Annotated in this window: 20 protein-coding genes; 11 read left to right on the forward strand and 9 right to left on the reverse strand. The window is 70.4% G+C overall.

Annotation, left to right across the window (positions count from 1 at the left end):
* The first annotated feature begins 81 nt into the window (after nucleotides 1–81).
* From Tfont_RS04775 to Tfont_RS04795, 5 genes are all read left to right on the forward strand, one after another.
* Nucleotides 82–1,074: an EAL and HDOD domain-containing protein gene (locus Tfont_RS04775; protein WP_143968594.1), complete on the forward strand. Its 993-nt coding sequence runs from the start codon at nucleotides 82–84 to the stop codon at nucleotides 1,072–1,074.
* Nucleotides 1,075–1,391: 317 nt separating this feature from the next.
* On the forward strand, nucleotides 1,392–1,808 hold the full coding sequence (locus Tfont_RS04780; RefSeq protein ID WP_143968595.1) for an EAL domain-containing protein: 417 nt from the start codon (nucleotides 1,392–1,394) through the stop codon (nucleotides 1,806–1,808).
* The gene (locus tag Tfont_RS04785) at nucleotides 1,808–2,563 is read left to right on the forward strand and encodes a sulfite exporter TauE/SafE family protein (RefSeq protein WP_143968634.1); all 756 of its coding nucleotides are present in this window, start codon (nucleotides 1,808–1,810) and stop codon (nucleotides 2,561–2,563) included. The genes Tfont_RS04780 and Tfont_RS04785 overlap by 1 nt, the downstream gene beginning before the upstream one ends.
* Before the next feature lie 148 nt (nucleotides 2,564–2,711).
* A complete protein-coding gene (locus Tfont_RS04790) occupies nucleotides 2,712–4,208 on the forward strand; it encodes an IS5 family transposase (protein ID WP_260682267.1) in 1,497 nt (498 codons plus the stop codon).
* Nucleotides 4,209–4,265: 57 nt separating this feature from the next.
* Nucleotides 4,266–4,586, forward strand: a complete 321-nt coding sequence (locus tag Tfont_RS04795; protein ID WP_143968596.1) for a hypothetical protein — start codon at nucleotides 4,266–4,268, stop codon at nucleotides 4,584–4,586.
* 43 nt (nucleotides 4,587–4,629) lie between these two features.
* Here the strand turns inward: Tfont_RS04795 and Tfont_RS04800 are convergent, their stop codons facing one another.
* Nucleotides 4,630–5,538: a LysR family transcriptional regulator gene (locus Tfont_RS04800; protein ID WP_143968597.1), complete on the reverse strand. Its 909-nt coding sequence runs from the start codon at nucleotides 5,536–5,538 to the stop codon at nucleotides 4,630–4,632.
* A gap of 103 nt (nucleotides 5,539–5,641) precedes the next feature.
* Here Tfont_RS04800 and Tfont_RS04805 point away from each other — a divergent pair, with 103 nt between their 5' ends.
* Entirely contained in the window at nucleotides 5,642–7,159 is a 1,518-nt protein-coding gene (locus Tfont_RS04805; protein WP_068607699.1) for a CoA-acylating methylmalonate-semialdehyde dehydrogenase, read from the forward strand.
* Nucleotides 7,156–8,826 (forward strand): GMC family oxidoreductase, encoded by a 1,671-nt coding sequence (locus Tfont_RS04810; protein WP_260682268.1) that lies wholly within the window; start codon nucleotides 7,156–7,158, stop codon nucleotides 8,824–8,826. Before Tfont_RS04805 ends, Tfont_RS04810 begins: the two co-directional genes overlap by 4 nt.
* A 265-nt stretch (nucleotides 8,827–9,091) precedes the next feature.
* Here the strand turns inward: Tfont_RS04810 and Tfont_RS04815 are convergent, their stop codons facing one another.
* Nucleotides 9,092–9,400 carry a flagellar basal body protein gene (locus tag Tfont_RS04815; RefSeq protein WP_143968598.1) on the reverse strand — a complete coding sequence of 103 codons (309 nt, stop codon included), beginning with the start codon at nucleotides 9,398–9,400 and terminating at the stop codon, nucleotides 9,092–9,094.
* Nucleotides 9,401–9,473: 73 nt separating this feature from the next.
* Complete coding sequence (locus Tfont_RS04820) at nucleotides 9,474–10,760, reverse strand: solute carrier family 23 protein (protein WP_143968599.1); 1,287 nt, start codon at nucleotides 10,758–10,760, stop codon at nucleotides 9,474–9,476.
* Nucleotides 10,761–10,989: 229 nt separating this feature from the next.
* Between Tfont_RS04820 and Tfont_RS04825 the strand changes: the two genes are divergently transcribed.
* Together Tfont_RS04825 and Tfont_RS04830 are read left to right on the forward strand one after the other, a co-directional pair.
* On the forward strand, nucleotides 10,990–13,083 hold the full coding sequence (locus Tfont_RS04825) for an acetoacetate--CoA ligase (RefSeq protein ID WP_143968600.1): 2,094 nt from the start codon (nucleotides 10,990–10,992) through the stop codon (nucleotides 13,081–13,083).
* A gap of 53 nt (nucleotides 13,084–13,136) precedes the next feature.
* The gene (locus Tfont_RS04830) at nucleotides 13,137–14,006 is read left to right on the forward strand and encodes an HDOD domain-containing protein (protein ID WP_143968601.1); all 870 of its coding nucleotides are present in this window, start codon (nucleotides 13,137–13,139) and stop codon (nucleotides 14,004–14,006) included.
* A gap of 19 nt (nucleotides 14,007–14,025) precedes the next feature.
* Here Tfont_RS04830 and Tfont_RS04835 read toward each other — a convergent pair whose 3' ends face one another.
* The 3 genes from Tfont_RS04835 to Tfont_RS04845 all read right to left on the reverse strand — a co-directional run bounded on the left by Tfont_RS04835 (nucleotide 14,026) and on the right by Tfont_RS04845 (nucleotide 16,878).
* The gene (locus Tfont_RS04835; RefSeq protein ID WP_068608250.1) at nucleotides 14,026–14,916 is read right to left on the reverse strand and encodes a DMT family transporter; all 891 of its coding nucleotides are present in this window, start codon (nucleotides 14,914–14,916) and stop codon (nucleotides 14,026–14,028) included.
* 14 nt (nucleotides 14,917–14,930) lie between these two features.
* Nucleotides 14,931–15,416: a flavin reductase family protein gene (locus Tfont_RS04840; RefSeq protein WP_143968602.1), complete on the reverse strand. Its 486-nt coding sequence runs from the start codon at nucleotides 15,414–15,416 to the stop codon at nucleotides 14,931–14,933.
* Nucleotides 15,417–15,537: 121 nt separating this feature from the next.
* Complete coding sequence (locus Tfont_RS04845) at nucleotides 15,538–16,878, reverse strand: D-amino acid dehydrogenase (RefSeq protein WP_143968603.1); 1,341 nt, start codon at nucleotides 16,876–16,878, stop codon at nucleotides 15,538–15,540.
* 143 nt (nucleotides 16,879–17,021) lie between these two features.
* Between Tfont_RS04845 and Tfont_RS04850 the strand changes: the two genes are divergently transcribed.
* On the forward strand, nucleotides 17,022–17,942 hold the full coding sequence (locus Tfont_RS04850) for a LysR family transcriptional regulator ArgP (protein ID WP_068607714.1): 921 nt from the start codon (nucleotides 17,022–17,024) through the stop codon (nucleotides 17,940–17,942).
* Nucleotides 17,943–17,965: 23 nt separating this feature from the next.
* Here the strand turns inward: Tfont_RS04850 and Tfont_RS04855 are convergent, their stop codons facing one another.
* From Tfont_RS04855 to Tfont_RS04865, 3 genes are read right to left on the reverse strand one after another with little or no spacing between them, the layout of a single operon-like run.
* Nucleotides 17,966–19,204, reverse strand: a complete 1,239-nt coding sequence (locus tag Tfont_RS04855; protein WP_143968604.1) for an HD-GYP domain-containing protein — start codon at nucleotides 19,202–19,204, stop codon at nucleotides 17,966–17,968.
* Nucleotides 19,198–20,124, reverse strand: coding sequence for a metallophosphoesterase (locus Tfont_RS04860; RefSeq protein WP_143968605.1), 927 nt, complete (start codon nucleotides 20,122–20,124; stop codon nucleotides 19,198–19,200). The genes Tfont_RS04855 and Tfont_RS04860 overlap by 7 nt, the downstream gene beginning before the upstream one ends.
* Nucleotides 20,124–21,092, reverse strand: a complete 969-nt coding sequence (locus Tfont_RS04865) for a LysR family transcriptional regulator (protein WP_143968636.1) — start codon at nucleotides 21,090–21,092, stop codon at nucleotides 20,124–20,126. The genes Tfont_RS04860 and Tfont_RS04865 overlap by 1 nt, the downstream gene beginning before the upstream one ends.
* 108 nt (nucleotides 21,093–21,200) lie before the next feature.
* Between Tfont_RS04865 and Tfont_RS04870 the strand changes: the two genes are divergently transcribed.
* Nucleotides 21,201–21,746 carry a hypothetical protein gene (locus Tfont_RS04870; RefSeq protein WP_143968606.1) on the forward strand — a complete coding sequence of 182 codons (546 nt, stop codon included), beginning with the start codon at nucleotides 21,201–21,203 and terminating at the stop codon, nucleotides 21,744–21,746.
* Nucleotides 21,747–21,802: the final 56 nt, after the last annotated feature.

Below are 21,802 nucleotides of genomic sequence, written 5' to 3' on the forward strand. Positions count from 1 at the left end.
CCGGGGCGTCACGCGTGGCACGGCCGGGAAGCCGGGCGATACCGGGGCCCGGGGCGGTAGCGAGCGGTTAGCATAGCCGACATGCACGCCGCCGCGCCCGACCGCCTCCTCGCCCTGCCCGAGTGGCTGGCCAGCCCCACCGGTCAGCCGGCGGGGTTGCGCTGGCATGTGCTGCCCTGCCCCCAGGGGGTGGAACCCGCATGGTGGCAGTCGGCCGAGGTGGTGACCCTGGCCGAGCGGTGGCCCACCTGCTGGATCGGCCAACGCGAAGATCTGGCGCCCGCGGCGGACACCATCCCGCCGTGCCAACCGGATGAGGTCGCCGAGTCCCACACACAGCCCCCGGACGGCCACGGCCCGCGGTGGACTGCCGGGACGTGGTACCTGAGGCCACCGGCCCGGCCCAACACCGCCCACACGGCGTCGCGCCAGCGCGCCTTGCGCCTGCTGGAGCTGGTGCATGCCGACGCCGATCTGCACGAGCTGGAGGCGGCTTTTCGCGAAGACGCGGCCCTGTCCTACCAATTGCTGCGGCTGGTCAACTCCGCCGCGTTTGGCGCGCGCCGCGAAATCACCAGCTACGGGCAGGCCATCCTGATGATGGGGCGCCAGCCCCTCAAGCGCTGGCTGCACCTGCTGGTCTTTGCCGCGGGCGACGACGACGCCCGCGGCGCCATGCTGCAGATGGACGTGGCCCTGCGCGCACGCGGCATGGAGGCCTTGGCGCAGGATGCCGGGCTGGACCGCGTGGGGCAAGACCTGGCCTTCATGGCGGGCATGCTCTCGCGGCTGGATGTGCTGTTTGGGCAGCCCTTGCCCGAGCTGCTGCGCCCGCTGGCCATCGGCGACGACCTGCGCGATGCCCTGCTCGCCCCCGACCAGACCGCGCATCCCGTCGGGGCCCTGCTGCGCACCTGGCAAGCGGTCGAGGCCCGTGCGCTCGACAACGTCACCCGCCACTGGCCGGCCTGGGGGATGGAGGGCCCCCGGTTCCAAGCCTGCATCCTGGCGGCCTGTCACTGGACTTTGGACCTGATCGGGGCGGGAGCCGGGCGTGAGCGATGCGCAGGATGATGGCACGGCCGTCGACATCGAACTCGATGCCGCCGGCTTCGTAACCCACTGGCCCGCGCAGGCCGTCGCCCTGTTTGGCCTGCCGGCCTCCGCCGTCCTGGGGCAGCCGCTGCCCTGGCTGCTCGACGACCGGCAAGACCCGACCCACGCCCAGCTGGTGACCCTGCCCCACGACGGCGAGGCCCTGCGCCTGCTGGTCGAGCGGCCGGATGCCAGCGGCCAGACCCGACGTCTGTGGATGACGCTGCGGCGGCGCCACGACGCCCCTCTGGCCCGCCCTGTGGGCAGACCCCGCCCCGCCCCCGCTGGACGCGCTGATGCACAGCGACGACGGCCACTGGCACGGCGAAGCCACGGCGCGGCACCGCGAGGGGCACCCGCTGCCGCTGGGCGTGAGCCTGGCGCTGGACGACTTTGGCACGGGCTACTCCAGCCTGGCCTACCTCAAGCGCTTTCCGATTCGCACGCTCAAAATCGACCGCTCCTTCGTCACCGGCATTCCGCACCAGATCAGCGACGGTGCCATCGCCCGCGCGATCGTGACCATGGGGCAGCAGTTGCGCCAGGAGATCGTCGCGGAAGGGGTCGAGACCGTCGAGCAGATGCAATTTCTGCGCGCGCTCGGCTGCGACCAACTGCAGGGCTTTCTGTTCAGCCCCCCGGTGGACTTGGACACCTTCGAAACCCTGGTGCGGCAAGACCGACGCCTGCCTCTGGATCCCCCCCATTCATGATGACCCTGACCGACGGCCTGCTGCTGGCCAGCGCCGCCTTTGCCGCGGGCGTGCTCAACGCCATCGCGGGTGGCGGCAGTTTTTTGACGTTCCCCGCGCTCGTGTTCACGGGCGTCAACCCCATCGTCGCCAACGCCACCAGCGCGGTGGCCGTCAGCCCGGGCTATCTGGGCAGCACCCTGGGCATGCGCGACGAGCTGGCCCGGGTACCCCCGCACCGCCTGCGCATGGAGGCCGGCATCGCCGCGGCGGGCGGGGTGGTGGGGGCCCTGCTGTTGCTGATCACCCCAGCCAGCGCCTTTCGCGCCATCGTACCGTGGCTGCTGCTGTTTGCCACGGTCGTCTTCATGGCCGGGCCGCGGTGCGTGCGCTGGTTGGCCGAGCACCGCGGCGGCGTCCCGGGCCGCAGCGCGCGAACCTGGGGGCTGCTGGCCGTGTCCGTGTACGGCGGCTATTTCAACGGCGGGCTGGGCATCCTGCTCATGGCGCTGTACACCGTGACGGGGGAGTCGCGCATCCACACCGCCAACGCGCTCAAAAACCTCAATTCGCTGGTGTTGTCGCTGCTGTCGGTGGCGACGTTCGCGCTCGCCGGTGCCATCGCCTGGGGCCCGGCGGTGCTGATGATGGCGGCCGCCACCGCCGGGGGCTACGCCGGCGCACACGGCGCACGGCGGCTGCCCGCTGCCGCCGTGCGGGCGGTGGTCATCGGCACCGGGATCGTGATGAGCGCCGTGTTCTTTTGGCGCGGCTGAACCCACCCTCGGACTGCGCTACGATCACGGTATTTCGTCCACCCTGAAATATTCATAACCATCTGATTTATCGTGACATTTCCTTGATTTTGGGGTACAATTTCCCGCGCTCTATCGACGTTTGGCGCTGATTTTCTGGGAGTTCGAGATGGCTTACTGTCCTGCCACCGAGGATTTTTTCCGGCTGCGCCTGGACCAGATGATCGACCTGCGCCACCCGCTGGCGGTGCTGGCCTCGCGCATGCCGTGGCAGGAGATTGAAGCGGCGGTTGCCCACCGTTTCGCACGAAAGGCGCGCGCGGGAGCGGCTGTGCCCGAGCTGGATTTGTTCGGGCAGACGCTGGTGCGCACCCCAAGGCCGTCCAACGCCGGTCGCCCGCGCGTGCCGCTGCGCATCATGGTGAGCCTGTTGTACCTCAAACACGCCTTCAACGAGTCTGATGAGGGGGTGGTGGAGCGCTGGGCCGAGACCCCCACCTGGCAGTATTTCTCTGGGCAGGCGTACTTTGAGCACCGGCTGCCCTGCGATGCGACGACCTTGGTCAAGTTTCGCCAACTCCTGGGCGAAGAAGGGGTGGAGGAACTTTTAGCGCAGACCATCAACGTGGCGGCGGCGCTTGGGCTCATCGAGCGCAAGGACTTGAGGTGCGTGGCGGTGGACAGCACCGTGCAAGAGAAGGCCATCACCTACCCCACCGACAGCCGGCTGCTGGAGACGGCGCGCACCAAGCTCGTGCAGGCGGCCAAGGACCTGGGGATCAAACTCAAGCAGACTTTTCAGCGTGAAGGCCAAGCCCTGGCGCGCCAGGCGGGGCGCTATGCGCACGCACGGCAGTTCAAACGCCTGCGCCGGGCGATTGCGCGGCAGCGCACGATCGTGGCGCGCTTGGCGCGCGAGATCGAGCGCAAGGTTGCGCACGCCGGGCAGGCCCTGTGGCAGTCGCTGCGCGAGGCGCTCGACAAGGCGCGACGCATCGTGGCGCAGAGCGCCCAGCGTGGCCGTGTCGATGGCGAGCCCAAGCTCTACAGCTGGCACGCCCCGGAGGTCGAATGCATCAACAAAGGCAAGGCGCGCAGGCCATACGAGTTCGGGGTCAAAGTGGGCGTGGCCAGCACCCTCGAGGGTAACCTCATCGTCGGTGCCCGCGCCTTCCACGGCAACCCCTACGACGGTCACACCCTTGCCGAGCAGATCGAGCAGGCCACGATCCTGATGCAGGACACGGGCGTCAAGCCGGAGACGGCCTTCGTCGATCTGGGCTACCGCGGGGTGGATGCCGACAACCCCGAGGTGTGCCTCGTGCATCGGGGCAAGATGCGGCGCCTGAGCGCCAAAGCGCGCCGGCAGCTCAAACGCCGCCAGGCGATCGAGCCCATCATCGGGCATCTGAAACAAGACCACCGCATGGGACGCTGTCACCTCAAGGGTGAGATGGGCGATCGGCTGCATGCGGTGCTGTGTGCTGCAGGCTACAACATCCGGTGGCTGCTGCGCATGATCGTCAAGAAGGGCATCACCTTCTTGGCCCAGCTTTTGTTGAGCCTGCGCATGGCGTGGGCTTTGCGTGCCGTTGGGGCTGGATGGTCGCCAAGATCCCGGCCGATGGGAACGCAACCATCTTCAATCCAGCTGGGCGTGGCTTGAAATGAATTTTTCAGGGGCGACTATTTCACCCCCCACCGTGTATCTGCCATGGACCGCATGCCCGACGTCCTGAGCGGACGTCTCGAACAAATCGCCTACCCCCACATCCGGGACCGCCTGCTGCAGCTGCAGGACGATTGGCCGGGCATGTTGGACTACGTGAACCATTTGTTCCTGGACACGCGGGGCGGCACGCGGCGCGGCTTCGATTTCACGACCGCTGCGGCGCTGATGGCGATCAAGCACGACCTGATGGTGCGGCTGGACGAATTCGCCCGCCTGCGCGATCAGGTGTTGCACCGCGACCCGCAGTTCACCGCCGGCGGTGGCAAACCAATCAACGGTTACAGCAAGATTCCGCTGCCCAAGCACTGGTGACGCGGGCGCCGTCCCCGGACGATCCGCGGCCGTCATCCCCACCTTAGACGCCGCCCTCGGCGCCGCCCCAGACCCGATCCAGCGCGGTCCAGGCGGCTTCGATGGCCGGCTCGCCCTGCCGCTCGGTCAGGCTGACGAAGCTCAACACACACCCCAGCGCCACCCGGTCGGCCACCACCAGCCCGCGCGCCTGCACCTCGCGGATGGCCACCGCATCGCGCACCAGGCTCAGGCCCACGCCGGAGCGCACCAGGTCCAGCATCGACGCCTCCTGATCCACCAGGGCCACACGCCGCACCTGCAACCCCAGCGGCTGCAGGGTGCGGCGCAGCAGGCGGTGATGGGCCGACTCGGGCGGCGTCTCGATCCACGGCAAGGCCGCGAGCTCGGCCCAGCCGCGCCCTTGCACCTGCGGCCCCCACCCGGCGGGCGCCAGCACGCGGTAGGTGAACGGGGTGAGCGTGCGCACGCGGTAGCGCCCGGCCGTCCCGCGGTCCTGGTCCGGGTCACCGAGGTAGAAGCCCACGTCGTGCTCGCCCGCGTCCAGGCGCTGCAGCACCTCGCCGCTCATGCCCTGGCGCAACGCCGTCTGCAGGAAGGGGGCGGTCTCCACCAGCTCGCGCAAAAAGGCCCCCAGGCGGGTGAACTCCGGGTCCAGGATGGTGCCGATGGCCAGCTCCCCGCGCACCTGCTGGCGCAGGCGCTGGGCGGCGCCGTCGAACTCGCGCTGCGCCGCCAGCACCCGGTCGGCCAGGGGCAACAGGGCCGCACCGTCCGGGGTCAGCCGCATGCCGCGCGGGGTGCGCTCGAACAGCCGCACCCCCAGCCGCGTCTGCAAGGCCTTGAGCTGCAGACTCAAGGCCGGCTGCGTCAGGTGCAGGCGCTGCGCCGCCCGCGACAGGCTGCCTTCGCGGGCCACGGCGGCAAAGGCGCGCAGGGCGGTGTGGTCCATCCGGGTATTAGATCACCTTATGTCTGACTTTTGAAAAACTCGCTGGTCAGGCGGACTGCACTCTTCTACAGTGGGGGTTTTCGCATGAGCCGGATTTAAGTCCATGATCCTGACCCCCACCGCCATCGGCCACCACATCGGCGGCCGCCCCGTCGCCGGCCAGTCGGGCCGCCAGCAGGACGTCTTCAACCCCGCGACGGGCGCCATCACCGGCCGCGTCGCGCTGGCCGATGCGGCCGAGGTGCAAGCCGCCGTCGCGGCCGCACGCGCGGCCTTCCCCGCCTGGGCCGAGCTGCCCCCGCTGCGCCGCGCGCGCATCCTGTTCCGGTTTCTGGAGCTGCTCAATCAGCACCGCGACGAGCTGGCCGCCATGATCACCGCCGAGCACGGCAAGGTGTTCACGGACGCGCAGGGCGAAGTCACCCGCGGCATCGAGATCGTCGAATTCGCCTGCGGCATTCCGCAACTGCTCAAGGGTGACTACACCGAGCAGGTCTCCACCGGCATCGACAACTGGACCATGCGCCAGCCGCTGGGCGTGGTGGCCGGCATCACGCCGTTCAACTTCCCCGTCATGGTGCCGATGTGGATGTTCCCGGTCGCGCTGGCCTGCGGCAACACCTTCGTGCTCAAGCCCAGCCCCATCGACCCGTCGCCGTCGCTGCGCATCGCCGAGCTGCTGCAGCAGGCCGGCCTGCCCGACGGCGTGTTCAACGTGGTGCAGGGCGACAAGGCGGCGGTGGACGCGTTGCTGGATCACCCCGATGTGCGGGCGGTCAGCTTCGTCGGCTCGACGCCGATCGCCAACACCATCTACGAGACCGGCGCGCGCCACGGCAAGCGCGTGCAGGCCCTGGGCGGGGCCAAGAACCACATGGTCGTCATGCCCGATGCAGATCTGGACCAGGCGGTCGACGCGCTGATCGGTGCGGCCTTCGGCTCGGCCGGCGAACGCTGCATGGCCATCTCGGTCGGCGTGCTGGTGGGCGACGTGGCCGACCGGATCATGCCCCGGCTGGTCGAACGCACGCGGGCGCTGAAGGTGCTGGACGGGATGAACCGGCAGGCCGAGATGGGCCCCATCGTCACCGACGCCGCGCGCCAGCGCATCACCGGCTACATCGAGGCCGGCGTGCGCGAAGGGGCACAGCTGCTGGTGGACGGCCGGGGCTTCGACGGCCGCAGCGCCGGCCCGGGCTGTGACCACGGCTTCTGGCTGGGCGGCACGCTGTTCGACCACGTCACGCCGGAGATGTCGATCTACCGCGACGAGATCTTCGGCCCCGTGCTGTCGTGCGTGCGGGTGCCGGACTTTGCCACCGCGGTGCGGCTGATCAACGAACACGCCTACGGCAACGGCACGGCCTGCTTCACCCGCGACGGGCATGTGGCGCGCGAGTTTGCGCGCCGCGTGCAGGTCGGCATGGTGGGCATCAACGTGCCGATCCCGGTGCCGATGGCCTGGCACGGCTTTGGCGGCTGGAAAAAGAGCCTGTTCGGCGACATGCACGCCTATGGCGAGGAGGGTGTGCGCTTCTACACCGCGCAAAAGAGCGTCATGCAGCGCTGGCCCGAGAGCACGCCCAAGGGCGCCGAGTTCGTGATGCCGACGTCGCAGTGAACACCTTCGACTACATCGTGGTCGGCGGCGGCACCGCCGGCAGCCTGCTGGCCAACCGCCTGTCGGCCAACCCGCGCCACCGCGTGCTGCTCATCGAGGCTGGGCAGAAGGACAACTACCACTGGGTGCACATCCCGGTGGGCTACCTGTACTGCATCGGCAACCCGCGCACCGACTGGCTGTACAAGACGGAACCGGACGCGGGCCTCAACGGCCGGCAACTGCGCTACCCGCGCGGCAAGGTGCTGGGCGGCTGCTCCAGCATCAACGGCATGATCTATATGCGCGGCCAGGCGCGCGACTACGACCAGTGGGCGCAGATCACCGGCGACGACGAGTGGACGTGGGAGCGCTGCCTGCCCGACTTCAAGGCGCACGAGGACCACTACCGGCTGGATGCGGACACCGACCCCGCATTCGCCGCCCTGCACGGCCATCGGCGCACCGGCAGCACGGGCGAGTGGCGTGTGGAAAAGCAGCGCCTGCGCTGGGACATTCTGGACGCCTTCGCGCAGGCGGCGCAGCAGGCCGGCATCCCGGCCACGGACGACTTCAATCGCGGCACCAACGAAGGGGTGGGCTACTTCGAGGTCAACCAGAAAAGCGGCTGGCGCTGGAACACGGCCAAGGCCTTTTTGCGCCCGACCTGCGAGCGGCGGCCCAACTTCACCCTGTGGACCGGCGCGCAGGTCAAGCGGCTGCTGATCGAGCGCGGCGCGGACGGCGCCCTGCACTGCCGGGGGGTGGAGGTCTGGACCGCCCAAGGCAGCGTGACCGCCCAGGCCGCGCGCGAGGTGGTGCTCAGCGCCGGCGCCATCGGCAGCCCGCAGATCCTGCAACTCTCCGGCATCGGGCCGGCGGCCGTGCTGCGGCCCCTGGGGCTCGAGGTGCTGGCCGACCTGCCGGGCGTGGGCGCCAACCTGCAAGACCACCTGCAAATCCGCGCCGTCTTCAAGGTGCAGGGGGCCGAGACGCTCAACACCCTGGCCCGCCACTGGTGGGGCAAAGCCCGCATCGGGCTGCAATACCTGCTGACGCGCAGCGGGCCGATGAGCATGGCGCCCAGCCAGTTGGGCGCCTTCACGCGCAGCGGGCCCGGCTTCGACTGGCCCAATGTGGAATACCACGTGCAGCCGCTCAGCCTGGACGCCTTTGGCGAACCGCTGCACCCCTTCCCGGCTTTCACGGCGAGCGTGTGCAACCTCAACCCGACCAGCCGCGGCACGGTGCATCTGCGCAGCCCGCGCTTCGAGGACGCGCCCGCCATCGCGCCCCAGTACCTGTCCACGGCGCAGGACCGCCAGGTTGCGGCCGACAGCCTGCGCCTGACCCGGCGCATCGTCGCCCAGCCGGCGCTCGCCCCCTACCGGCCCGAGGAATACCGGCCCGGCCCGCAGTACCAGACCGACGAGGAACTGGCGCGGCTGGCCGGCGACATCGCCACCACCATCTTCCACCCCGTGGGCACCACGGCGATGGGGCGCGACGGAGACCCGATGGCGGTCACCGACCCCCACCTGCGCGTGCGCGACGGGCGCGGCGGGCGCATCGGCGGGCTGCGCGTGGTCGATGCCGGCATCATGCCCACCATCACCAGCGGCAACACCAACAGCCCCACCTTGATGATCGCCGAGAAGGCCGCGCGCTGGATCCTGGCCGGCGCATGACCGCGCTGCGGGTTTGTCCCAAGCCGCAGCGGGGACAACGCCACCTAGAATGTCCGTACTCGGACACCGGCGCCTGCGCGCAGCCGGGCAGCTCTGAGAGGACCGAGGAGACAAATCGATGGCGCGGCACGCCAGCCAAGCGCCCGTTTGAGGGTAAACCCCGACAGAGACGATCCAGGTGCCACCGCCACAGGTGGCTTGCGACGACACCGGCAGCCCCGCTCCCGGTGTTTTTTGTTGCCGCGCGCGCGGCGCGTCTGTCGATTCAGGCGCGGGTGTCGAGCAAGCGCCCCATCGCCTGATCGGCCGCCTTGAACACCTGCAAATTGGCCGCAAAGCTGGTGGCCGCCATTTTCTGCTCCACCATGTCGGCGGCCAGATCGGCCCCGGGCTCGGGCCGCTTGTCGATGCGGGTGCGCACCCCCGCGCCCAGCGCGGGCTCAGCCTCGCTGCGCACCTGCTCGCGGCGGTAGCCGTCGGTTTGCGCGTTGGCGATGTTGTTGGCCGCGCTGCTCAGCCGGGTCTGCGCCGCGCGCATCCCGGACAACGCCGTGCTGTTGATCCTGCCGTCCATACCCGGCAGTGTACGGCCGGGGCGGGACTTCGTGCCAACGCGGCGACGAACGGCCCCACCCAGGGCGCGGGCGTCAGCCCGCCGAGCGCCGGTCGAGCAGCGCGTACAGACCAATGGCGCCAAAGGTCGCCGTGCCGATGCCGCCCAGGGCAAAGTCGCCAAACTTCAGCGTGAAGTCGCCCGTGCCCAGCACCAGCGTGATCGCCGCCACCAGCAGGTTCTTGTTGTCGGAAAAGTCCACCTGGTTGTCCACCCAAATCTTGGCGCCCGCCACCGCGATCAGGCCAAACACCACGATCGAGACCCCGCCCATCACCGCCAGCGGAATGGCCTGGATCAGCGCGCCGAACTTGGGGCTGAAGCCCAGCAGAATGGCCATCAGGCCCGCCACGACGAAGATCGCGGTCGAGTAGATCTTGGTCGCCGCCATCACGCCGATGTTCTCGGCGTAGGTGGTCACGCCCGTGCCGCCCGCGCTGCCGGCGACCATGGTCGCCACGCCATCGCCCATGAAGGCGCGGCCCATGTACACATCCAGGTTCTTGCCCGTCATCGCCGTCACGGCCTTGATGTGGCCCAGGTTTTCGGCCACCAGAATCACGGCCACCGGCGCGATCAGCAGCATCGCATGGCCGCTGAACACGGGGGCGCTGAAGTTGGGCATGCCAATCCACGCGGCATTGGCCACCCCCGACAGGTCGAGCGGCTTGCCCAACCCCAGGCCGTTGGCCAGCACGGCATACACGACACTGGCCACGATCAGGCCCATCAGGATCAACAGCCGCTGCACCATGCCGCGTGTGAACACCGCCACCAGCCCCACGCAGACGAAGGTCACCGCCTGCATCCAGGCATCGAACGGCGTCGGCGCCATGTTCTTGACCGGAATGTGCGCCAGGTTCAGGCCGATGACCGCCACCACCGAGCCGGTGACCACCGGCGGCATCAGGCGCTCGATCCATCCGGTACCCACCGCCTGCACGACGGCCCCGATGACGAAGTACAGCGCCCCGCACGCGATGATGCCGCCCAGCGCCACGCCGATGTTGGCGTTGGGCCCCTGCCCGGCATAGCCCGTGGCTGCGATCACCACACCGATGAACGCAAAGCTCGACCCCAGGTAGCTGGGCACCTTGCCGCCCGTGGCCACGAAGAACAGCAGCGTGCCGATGCCGCTCATCAGGATGGCGACGTTGGGATCGAAGCCCATCAGGATGGGCGCCAGCACCGTCGCGCCAAACATGGCGATCAGGTGCTGCACCCCCAGCATGGCGGTCTGCGGCCAGGGCAGCCGCTCGTCCGGCCCGATGACGCCGCCGGCCTGCAGGGCGGCGTCGGATTTTTCCGTCCATTGGAACATGATGGTTCTCGCTCCTCGCGTGGTTTCGGGTAAATGGGCGTGATTCTGCCCGCGGGCGCCATGCCCCTGCAAGCCTCGTGTCAGGTCGCGGGCGCCCGCGCCGGGGCAAGCAGGATTCGGGCCGGCTCGCCTGACGCCGACGCGACGGGCCGCGCGGCGCCGCTCTCGATAATTCGGCCCATGCGCCCCCCGTGCGCGGCCGACCGCGCCAAGCGCCGAAGGAGACCGGATGCCCGCCCCCTACACCCCCCAGATTGGCCGCTACCAGGACTGGCTGCGGCAGCGCCATGGCCTGGGCTTTGACGACTACGACGCGCTGTGGCGCTGGTCCACCACCGACCTGGGGGCGTTCTGGCAAAGCGTGTGGGACTACTTTGCCCTGGAGTCGCCCACGCCGCACCACGCCGTGCTGGAAGGCGCGGCCATGCCGCATGTGCGCTGGTTCCCCGGTGCGCAGGTGAACTATGCGCGCCAGGTGTGGCGCCATGTGGAGCCGGCCGAGGCCGCGGGCCAGCCGGCCATCATCGCCGAGGACGAACTGGGCCGCGTGCGCACCGTGGGCTGGCGCGAGCTGCAGCGCGACGTGGCCGCGTTGGCGGTGGGCCTGCGCGCGCTGGGGGTGCGGCGCGGCGACCGCGTGGCCGCCTATTTGCCCAACCGGGCCGAGACGGTGGTGGCCTTTCTGGCCTGCGCCAGCCTGGGCGCGATCTGGAGCGTGTGCGCGCCGGACATGGGCACGGCGGCGGTGCTGGACCGCTTCCGCCAGATCGAGCCGACCGTGCTGATCGCCGCGGACGGGGTGCACTACGCGGGCCGGCCGCTGGACCGCAGCGCCACTGTGCGCGAGCTGCGCGCCGGCCTGCCGACGCTGTCCCATGTGGTCACGCTGCGCACGCCCTACGCGGCCGAGCGCCTCACCGACACGCACGACTTTGCCGCGCTGGTCGATCGCGACGATGCGGTCGTGCGCGACTTTGCGCCCGAGTGGCTGCCGTTCGACCATCCGCTGTGGATCGTGTACTCCAGCGGCACGACGGGCCTGCCCAAGCCCATCGTGCACGGACACGGCGGCATCCTGCTGACCACGCTGGCGCTCAAAGTCCTGCACAACGACATTGGCCCCAGCTACGACCCCAACAGCCTGGGCGAACGCTTTCACTGGTACAGCTCCACCGGCTGGGTGATGTGGAACGCCCAGATCGCCGGGCTGACCGGCGGGACCACCATCGTGCTCTACGACGGCAGCCCGGGCGGGCGCAAGGACGAGCCGGACTGGACCGTGCTGTGGCGTTTTGCCGCGCGGCACCGCGTGACGTTCTTTGGTGCGGGGGCGGCCTTCTATGGCAACGTCATGAAGGCGGGGGTCGATCTGGCCGCCCTGCAGGCCGGCGGACACGATCTGTCCACCATCCGCGCGCTGGGCTCCACCGGCTCGCCCCTGCCCGAGGAGGTTCAGCGCTGGGGCAGCGCGCAGTTCGCGCGCGTCTATGCGCTCGCGGGCCGCGCGGCCGATCCGGCCGCCCTGCCGGGCGGCCCTGGCGGGCCGGTGTGGTGGTGCAACATCTCCGGCGGCACGGACTTTTGCGGCGCCTTCATTGGCGGTCACCGGGGCCTGCCGCAGGTGCCGGGGCAGATGCAATGCCGGCAACTGGGCTGCGCGGTGGAGGCCTGGGACGACGACGGGCGCGCCGTCGTCGGGCAGGTGGGCGAGCTGGTTTGCGTGCGCCCCATCCCCTCCATGCCGTTGTACTTTTGGAACGACGAGGGCGATGCGCGCTACCTGTCGAGCTACTTCGACACCTACCCCGGCGTTTGGCGCCACGGCGACTGGCTGGAGGTGCGCCCCGATGGCGGCTGCGTCATCTACGGCCGATCCGACGCGACCATCAACCGCCACGGCCTGCGCATGGGCACGAGCGAGATCTACGCCGCTGTCGAAGCGCTGCCCGAGGTGCTGGACAGCCTGGTGGTGGATCTGGAGTACCTGGGCCGCGAGAGCTTCATGCCGCTGTTCGTGGTGCTGCGCCCGGGGCTGACGCTGGACGAGCCCCTGCGCGAGCGGCTGCGCGACGCCATCCGGCGCGCGTTGTCGCCGCGCTTCGTCCCCGACGCCATCGAGCAGGTACCGGACATTCCGCGCACCCTCAGCGGCAAAAAGCAGGAGCTGCCGATCAAGAAACTGCTGCTGGGCCAGCCGCTGGAGCGTGTGGTCAACCGCGACGCCATGGCCAACCCGGACTGCCTGGCCTGGTACGTGGCCTATGCCCAGGCCCGCCAAGCCCATGCCCCCGGTGAGACCCCGCCAGCCCCCGCGGGGGCATGACCCCAAACCCCCAAACCGGCCGGCCCGCCGCGGCTTCGCGGCACAATCGACGCATGACCGACCGCTCCGTCGAAGCCGAATTGGACCACGCCCGCTCGCGCGGGCCCGTGCGCGACATCGTCATCCCGCCGTGCCCGGAGTTGCTGCGCCAGCTGCAGGACGCCACCGCGCATGGCGAGCCCGACCCCGCGGTGCTGGACACCATCGCCAGCAGCGACGTGGCCATGGCCGCCGCCCTGATCCGGCAGGCCAACAGCCCGCTCTATGGCCTGAGCCAGCCCGTTGCCACCGTGGGGCAGGCCCTCACGGTGCTGGGTGTGCGGCCCGCGGTGCAGTTGCTCATGGGCTTTCTGACGCGCAACGCGTTGCAGGTGCATTCGCCGGTGCTGGCGCATTTCTGGGAAAGCTCCACGCGCCGCGCCATCGCCTGCGAACACATCGGCCGCCAGCTCTACGACATGGACCCCGGGCTGGCGTACAGCTTTGGCCTGTTTTGCCACGTCGGCATGCCGGTGCTGCTGCGCGGCGTGCGCGGCTATGCCGCCACGATCACCGAGGCGCTGGCCCGCAAGGACCGCACCTTCACCCAGACCGAAAACGCCAACCACCGCACCGATCACGCGGTGGTGGGCGCCATCGTCGCGCGCACCTGGCGCCTGCCGCCCCCGGTGGCGGTGGCCATCCGGCTGCACCACGACTTCACCTGCCTGGGCGACACCCGTTATTCGGACACCGTGCGGCACCTGGTCGCCATGGGGCTGATCGCCGACCATCTGGTGCAACAGCACGAAGGGGTGCCCCCGTCGCCCGACTGGGCGCGGCACGGGCAGGCGGCGCTGGCGCATCTGCAAATCGGCGCGGCGGAGGTGGAGCTCTGGATCGACGAGCTGCACCCGGCCTTCGAGGCGGTGCAGGCCCCCTAACCCCGCGTTCAGCCCGCGTTCAGCGCCGGCTGACCAGCACGATGCCGGCCGCCACCCCGGCCAGCGCCAGCAGCAACTGCAGCGTCAGCGGCTCGCCCAGCAGCAGCACGCCAAACACCAGCGCAAATAGCGGCGTCAGAAAAGTGAACGTCGCCATGCGGGTCGCCGGATAGTGGCGCAGCATCCACATCCAGGCCAGGTAGCTGGCAAACGCCCCCACCGCGGTCTGCAAAAACACCGACCCCCACGCCAGCGCCGAATAGTCCAGCGCCCAGCGCTCGCCCAGGGCCAGGGACAGCAGCGGGGTCACGGCCGCGGTGACCCCCAGCTGGTAGAACAGCGATTTTTCGGCGGCGACCGTGGCGATGCGGGTGGTGCGGATGGCCACCGTGGTCAGGCCCCAGAACAGGCCGGCCGCCAGCCCCATGGCGTCGCCCTTCCACTGCCCGGGCGTCGAGCCGTGCAAAAACGCCTCGCTGAAGGCCACCGCCACCGCTGCGAAGGCCAGACACAGACCGGCCCACTGAATGGGGCGCAGCCGCTCCGCCGACACGAAGCGCGGCAACAGCAACGCCACCCAGAACGGGCTGGTGTAGAGAAAGACCGTCAACCGCGAGGCGCTGGTGTGCTGCAGCCCCAGATAGATGAAGACGAACTCCGCCGCGAACAGCAGCCCGACCAGCAGCCCCCCCGGCAGCGAGCCGTCGCGCTGGAACAGCGGCACACCGCGCCCGCGGCACCACAGCCACAGCAGCGCCGTGGCGCCCCACATGCGCAGCGACGCCTGCCACAGCGGAGGGATCTCGCGCCCGGCAAACTTGATCAGGATCTGCTGAAACCCCCAGAACGCGCAGCACACCACCAGCAACGACACGGCCAGCGTGTCGAGGTGGTCCTTGCGTTGGGGCAGGGCGGCGGAGGTCGTCACAGCGGATGCTCGGTGTAGAACCGCCCGCCATGGTACAGGAGGGGCGAGGCCGTGCCGTCGTGGCGGCAGCGCAGCACCTCGGCCACCAGGATCACGTGGTCCCCCTCGACATACCGGCTGCGGCTGCGGCACTCGAAGACGGCGGCGCAGTCCGGCAGCAGCGGCACGCCGTCGGCGTTGGGCGTCCACGCCACGCCGGCCCAGCGGTCCGCCTGCCGGCTGGCAAACCGTTGGGCCAGAGCCTGCTGCGTCACCCCCAGCACATGGATGGCGTAATGCGCCGCCGACTCGAAGACGGGCAGCGCGCGCGAGCGCAGCGCCAGGCTCCAGAGCACCAGCGGCGGCTCCAGCGAGACGGAGTTGAACGAATTGGCGGTCAGGCCGACCGGTGCGCCATCCGCCGCACGCGCGGTGACGATGGTCACGCCGGTGGCAAAGCGCCCAAGGGCGGCCCGAAACCGCTCGGGCGACGGTTCGAACATGGGGCGCGATTGTGCCTTGCCGCCGCCCGGCGCGTGGCCGGGCGGCGCGATGCCCTGGCCCGCGCTGGGCTTGAGCGCCTGGGCACTGGGCGCTTGGGGGTTGGGCGCCCTGGGCCGAGGTTCAGGCCGTGGCGGACGCCGCGGCGGGGCGGGCGGCGCGGTCGCGCGCCCCCGCCATGCCGACGAAGTCCATGGCGATCGCCGGCCGCTCGCCGTTGATCAGCTCGGCCAACGCCCGGCCAGAGCCCGCGCCGTGCGTCCAGCCCAGGGTGCCATGGCCGGCGTTGATCCACAGCCGCCCCAGCGGCAGCCGGCCGATCAACGGGATATTGGTGGGCGTGGCTGGGCGCAAGCCGCACCAGAATTGCGGCTCGCCGCCCTGCTCCGGCGTGCGCGTGTCGGCCACGCCGGGGAAGAGCTGCTCGATACGCTCCAGCAGCATGTGGCAGCGCGCCCGCGCCACGGGCGTGTCCAGCCGCAGGTCGAAGCCGCCCAGCTCGATCGTGCCCGCCACGCGCAGGCGGTCGCCCAGGCGCGAGATGGCGATCTTGCGCCCATCGTCGAGCAGACTGACCTGCGGCGCCCGCGCCGGATCGCGCAGGGCCAGCGTGGCGCTGTAGCCCTTGCCAGGGTAGATGGGCACGCGGATGCCCACCGTGGCCAGCAGCGGCGTGGTGTACGAGCCGCACGCCACCACGAAGGCGTCGGCCTGCAGGGCGCGCGGCTGGCCGGTGGCGCGGCAGCGCACCTGCACCCGCTGCACGGCGCCGCCCGCCACCTCCAGCCGCTCGATGTCGTGGCCGAACAGCAGCTGCGCCCCCTGGGCCGCGCAGCGTCGGGCCAGCGCCTGGGTGAACACGCGCGCATCGCCGTGCTCGTCGGTAGGGGTGTAGGTGCCCCCGGCGATCTGCTCGGCAAAGGGCTGCAGCGCCGGCTCGATGCGCAACAGCTCCTCGCGCGAGACCACCCGGCGCTGCACCCCGTGGCGGCGCATCAGCTCGGCGGCCTCGCCCGCCTCGGCAAAGGCCCGGGTATCGGTGTAGACGTGCGCGATGCCGCGCTCGCTGCGCTGGTACTCGATCCCCGTCTCGGCCACCATCTGCTTGAGCGTGGCGTGGCTGAAGGCGCCCAGCGACACCAGTTGCGCCACGTTGCGCTCGAACGCGCGGTCGGTGCACTGGCCCAGAAACTGCAACAGCCAGCGCCACTGCGCGGTATCCCACTGCGGGCGCCACAGCAGCGGGGCCTGCTTGTCGAACATCCATTTGAGTGCCTTCAGCGGCGCCTGGGGGTTGGCCCACGGCTCGCAGTAGCTCACCGAAATCTGCGCCGCATTGGCAAAGCTGGTCTCCAGCGCCGCATCGGGCTGGCGGTCCACCAGCACCACCTCGTGCCCGCGCTGCAGCAGGTGCCACGCCGTCGAGGTGCCGATGATGCCTGCGCCCAGAACCACCACTCGCATGTCCGTCTCCTTGAGCGGCCCCGCCGCGCCCGCGCGCGGATCGCCAACCGCCTGTCGGGCGGGAGTGTGCGCGATGGCGCGACAAAGATGAAGCGGGATTCACCAAACGGCGGTAACATCAGAAAAACTAATGCACAACCGCCATGACCGCCACCTTCGATCCCGACGCCCTCGAATGCCTGGCCGCCATCGTCGAGGAGGGCGGTTTTGAACGCGCGGCCCAGCGGCTGTCCATCACGCAGTCGGCGGTGTCGCAGCGACTGCGCGCGCTGGAGGCGCAGGTGGGCACCGTGCTGCTGGTGCGCAGCCGCCCGATCAAGCCGACACCGGCGGGGCAGCTGCTCATCAAGCACGCCAAGATGATGCGGCTGCTGCGCGCCGACCTGGAGCACGACCTGCGCGACCTGGCGCCCACGCTGGCGCGCCGCCCGCGCGACGAGGGGCGCATTTCGGTGGCGATCAACGCCGACAGCATCGCGAGCTGGGCGCTGCCGGCCGTCACGCCGCTGGTGCGCGATGGCGTGCCGCTGGAGATCATCCACGACGACCAGGACTTCACCCACGAATGGCTGCGCGAGGGCCAGGTGATGGGCTGCGTGACCTCGCTGGCGCAGCCGCTGCGCGGCTGCCGGCTGGAGCCGCTGGGCCGCATGGCCTACGTCGCAGTGGCCAGCCCCGCCTTCGCCGCCGCGGCGCTGGAGGGGCGGCTGACGCGCCACAACTTCCACCGCGTGCCCTTCGTCGCCTTCAACCGCAAGGACGATCTGCAGCGCGACTTCGTCTGCCAGACCTTCGGGCTGCCCCAGGTGGTGCTGCAGCAGTGCTACGTCCCCTCGTCCGAGGGGCAGGTGCGCGCGGCGCTGGCCGGCTGGGGCGTGACCGTGGTGCCGCGCCTGGTGGCGGGGCCGGCCCTGCAGGCCGGCACGCTGGTGGACGTGGCGCCGGGCAGCGCCTACGCCGTGCCGCTGTACTGGCACTGCTGGAACCTGGACTCCGACGTGCTCACCCGCCTGACCCACGCCTTGCGCGACGCCGCGGCGACCCTGCTCGAACCCATGGCCTGAGCCACGGCCCGCCGGCGCCGGGTTCAGCCGCGCCCCAGCCCCGGGATACCCGACCAGATCTCGTCGAGGTCCGGGATCTTCCACTGGGCCGGATCCTCGCGCTGCACCACCTGCACCGTGCAGCCCGGCGCCGACAGATCGATGCGCTCGGGCACCACCCGCTCCCCGCTGCGGGTGGAAAACACCGTCTTGACCACCGGCTTGAGCAGGCTGCGCGGTGAGGGCTCGACCACGACCGCCAGGCGGCCGTTGCTCAGCCGCACCAGCGAGCCGACCGGGTAGATGCCCAGGCTGCGCACGAAGGCCTGAAAAACGCGCTCGTCAAAGTGCCCCTTCCAGCTCGCCATGCGCTTGAGCGACTCGGCCGGATCCCAGCCCGCCTTGTATGGGCGGTTGGAGGTGATGGCGTCGTACACGTCGCACACGGCGCCCATACGGGCCACCAGCGAGATGCCCTCGCCCGCCAAGCGATCGGGGTAGCCCGTGCCGTCGTAGCGCTCGTGGTGGTGCAGGCAGACGTCCAGCGCCACCGCGTCCTCGATGCCCGCGGCGCGCAGCCGCTCCCAGCCCTTGCGCGGGTGCTCGCGCACGATCGCGAACTCCTCGTCGGTCAGGCGGCCGGGCTTGTTCAGGATCTCCAGCGGGATGTCGGCCTTGCCAACGTCGTGCAGCAGCCCGGCAAAGCCCGCCGCGCGGGTCTCGTCGTCGGGCAGGCCGAGCTGACGCGCCAGCGCGACCATCAGCGCGCACACCGCCACCGAGTGCATGTAGGTGTATTCGTCGGCGGTCTTGACGCGCGCCAGGCTGATCAGCGCCCCCGCGTTGCGCGTGACGCTGTCGGCAATGTCGTCGGCCACCGCGCGCATGACCTGTCGGTCGATCGCACGCCCCATGCGCGCGTCCTGGAACATGTCCTTGACCGCGCCGCGCGCGCTGGCCAACAGGCGGGCGGCGCGCTGCAACTCGACCGACTGGCTGACCGGCTCCAGCAGGCGCTGCACGCGCTCGTCATAGGCCTGCAACGGCGCGATGTCCTGCGGCGCGTCCACCGCCTCGGCCACCGGCGCCTCCGGCGGCACATCGGCCCCTTGGCTGACGTCGATCCACACCTCGCGCACGGCGCTGGCACGGATGCGCGCCAAGTCGGCCGGGTCTTCCAGCAAAAAGCGGTTGCGCCAGAACGGGTGATCCAGCCACGACCCCGCAAAGCCGTGGATGAACATACCCAACCGGACGTCTTCGACGTGGATGCGCTTCAACATGCCTGTGTGTCCTGCCCCCCATTATCCCGCCGCGCATCCCCCGGGGGTACGGCCGGCGCCCCCGACGGCACCGCCACCACCGCCGCCGGGGCAAAGGCGCCCTGCTCGCCCTTGTCGGCATACCCCAGCGGATTGGCCACCACGCGGCAGCGGCCGACGCGGTAGTCGTGCGGGCAGTGCAGGTGGCCATGCAGCCACAGGTCGGCCAGCGGCAGCAGGTCGTCCAGCGCGTTGCAAAAACCGGCCGTGCTGGGCTGGATGCCGTAGCGCGGATCGGCGCTGCGCAGCGTCGGCGCAAAGTGGGTCACGACGACGGTGGGTCCGTCGAAAGGGGCCGACAGCGCCGCGCGCAGCCACGTCTGGCAACGCAGGGCCTCGTCGCGCATGGCCGCCGCGTCGAACAGCCGGCCCGCGCGCTGCGTGGCCATCTGGGTCAAATGGAAATTGGCGGCCCGAAAGGCCCGCTGTCGCTGGTGCAGCCGACGCGCCTGCGGGTCGGTGATGGGCCGCGGCCGGCCACGGCGCTGCAGCGGCACCGAAGCCAGCGCGTCGAAGTCGCTCCACAGCGTCGTGCCCACGAAGCGCACCCCGTCGATGACGACCACCTCGCGCTCCAGCCATACGATGCCCAACCGCTCGCACGCCGCGCGCAGGCCCGCGTGGGCCTCGTCCCAGTCCAGGCCGTCGTACTCGTGGTTGCCGGGCACGTAGAGCACCGGCGTGGGCCAGCCCCCGTATTGCGGCAAGGGCGAGAAGGCCTGCAAGCCCCAGTCGGGCAGCCCCAGCCGCCCCCCATCGGCGCGCCGTTGGTACGAGCCCACGTCCCCGGCCAGGACCAGCAGGTCGGCGTCCGCCGCCGGCGTGGGGACGAAACCGGTGTTGGCCTCCAAATGCAGATCCGACAGCAGTTGCACACGCATCAGTACGCCTCATCGGGTGCCGGGGAGCTGGCGACGGCGCGCACCACCGTCTCGCGCAGCCAGCGCTGGGCGCTGCCCAGCTCGGTTTGCCGGTGCCACAGCATGTCCACATGCACCGTGGGCACATCGATGGGCAGCGGCTGCACGGCCAGCTCGGCCGCGCGCCCCGTGCTGCTCAAAAAATGGTGCGGCAGCACCGTCAACAGATCGGACGTGGCCACCACCTGCCCGGCGGTAAAAAACTGGTTGACCGTCAACACGATGCGGCGCCGGCGGGACAGAGCGGCCAGCGCCTCGTCCACGAAGCCGAACGGCCGCCCGGAAAAGCTCACCAGCAGATGCCGCGCGGCGCAGTAGTCGTCCAGCGTCAGCGGCCCCTGGGCAAGCGGATGCCCGCGGCGCATCACGACGACGTAATGCCCCTCGTACAGCCGGCGCGACAAAAAGCGCGGCGCCTGCTCCTGCAGGTGGGTGGCGCCCAGCTCGGCCAACACCCCCGGAAAATAGCCGATGGCCAGATCCACCCCGCCGTCCTCCAGCAGCGGGCGCGGGTCGCGCGTGGTCAGGGGCAGCACGCGCAGCGTCACCCCCGGCGCCTCCCGGTCCAGGATTGCCACCAGCCCGGGGACGATCTTGGAGGCGGTGGCATCGGCCATGGCGAGCACGAACGCATCCTGCGCCTGCGTGGGGTCGAACGGCCCCGGCGCCAACGACTCGCGCAGGCGTTGCAGCGCCTCGCGCACCGCCGGCCAGATCTGCAGGGCCAGGGGTGTGGGCTCTACACCGTAGCCAGAGCGGCGCACCAGGTCATCGCCCAGCAGCTCGCGCAGCCGTCGCAAGGCGTTGCTGACCGCCGGCTGCGACAGAGCCAGGTTGTGCGCGGCGCGCGTCAGATTGCGCTCGGCCATCACCTCGTCAAAAACGCGCAGCAGGTTCAGGTCGAGGGTGCGGAAGTTGAGTCGATTTATCACCTCGGTGAATATATGACATTCTAAAAATTAATTTGCAACTCATCAGGGCAAACCCTAATATGCGAACCATCGCATTGCTGCAACGCAGCATTCAGGAGTCACACCATGAGCACCACGCTGATCCACACCCCGAACCCGGCCCCCGCCGTGGGGGCCGGTGCCTCCCACGTCGAAGCCGCCCGCCGTGCGGTCGCCCCGCGCGCGCTGGCCACCTTGCTGCTGGCAGCGGGTGTGGCCGCGCTGGCGGTGGTGACGGATCGCCTCATCGACACCTGGGCCGACGGCCACCTGCTGGCCGCCTGGGTGCTGATGTGGGCGGTCGTCTTTCTGGGCAGTCTGCTGCTGGCCTCGCCCGCCCGCCACGCGGCCCAGCGCGTCATGGCCGGCCTGAACGGCTGGGCGCGGCGCCGCGCCGTCGCCCGCGCCGAAGCCCGCACCGCCGCGCTGGCGCGCCGGGACGCCCGCCTGCAGGCCGAGCTGAACGCCCTGCGCCAGCGCATGGAAACCCCCGACGCGGCCTGGGCGCACGCCCTCAGCCCGCTGGGGCCCGAGCCGACCGGCGCCGCCCACGCGGTGTACGAATGGACGCTCAGCCAGGCCGAACAGATGACTTGGCCCAACGGCCGGCGCTACAGCCTCTACTACGTTTGACCGGCGCGCGACGGCTCGCCCATCGCCCCGATCACCAGTGCAAAGGCCCCGCAACG

It is taken from the genome of Tepidimonas fonticaldi (assembly GCF_007556755.1).
Classification (GTDB): Bacteria; Pseudomonadota; Gammaproteobacteria; order Burkholderiales; family Burkholderiaceae_C; genus Tepidimonas; species Tepidimonas fonticaldi.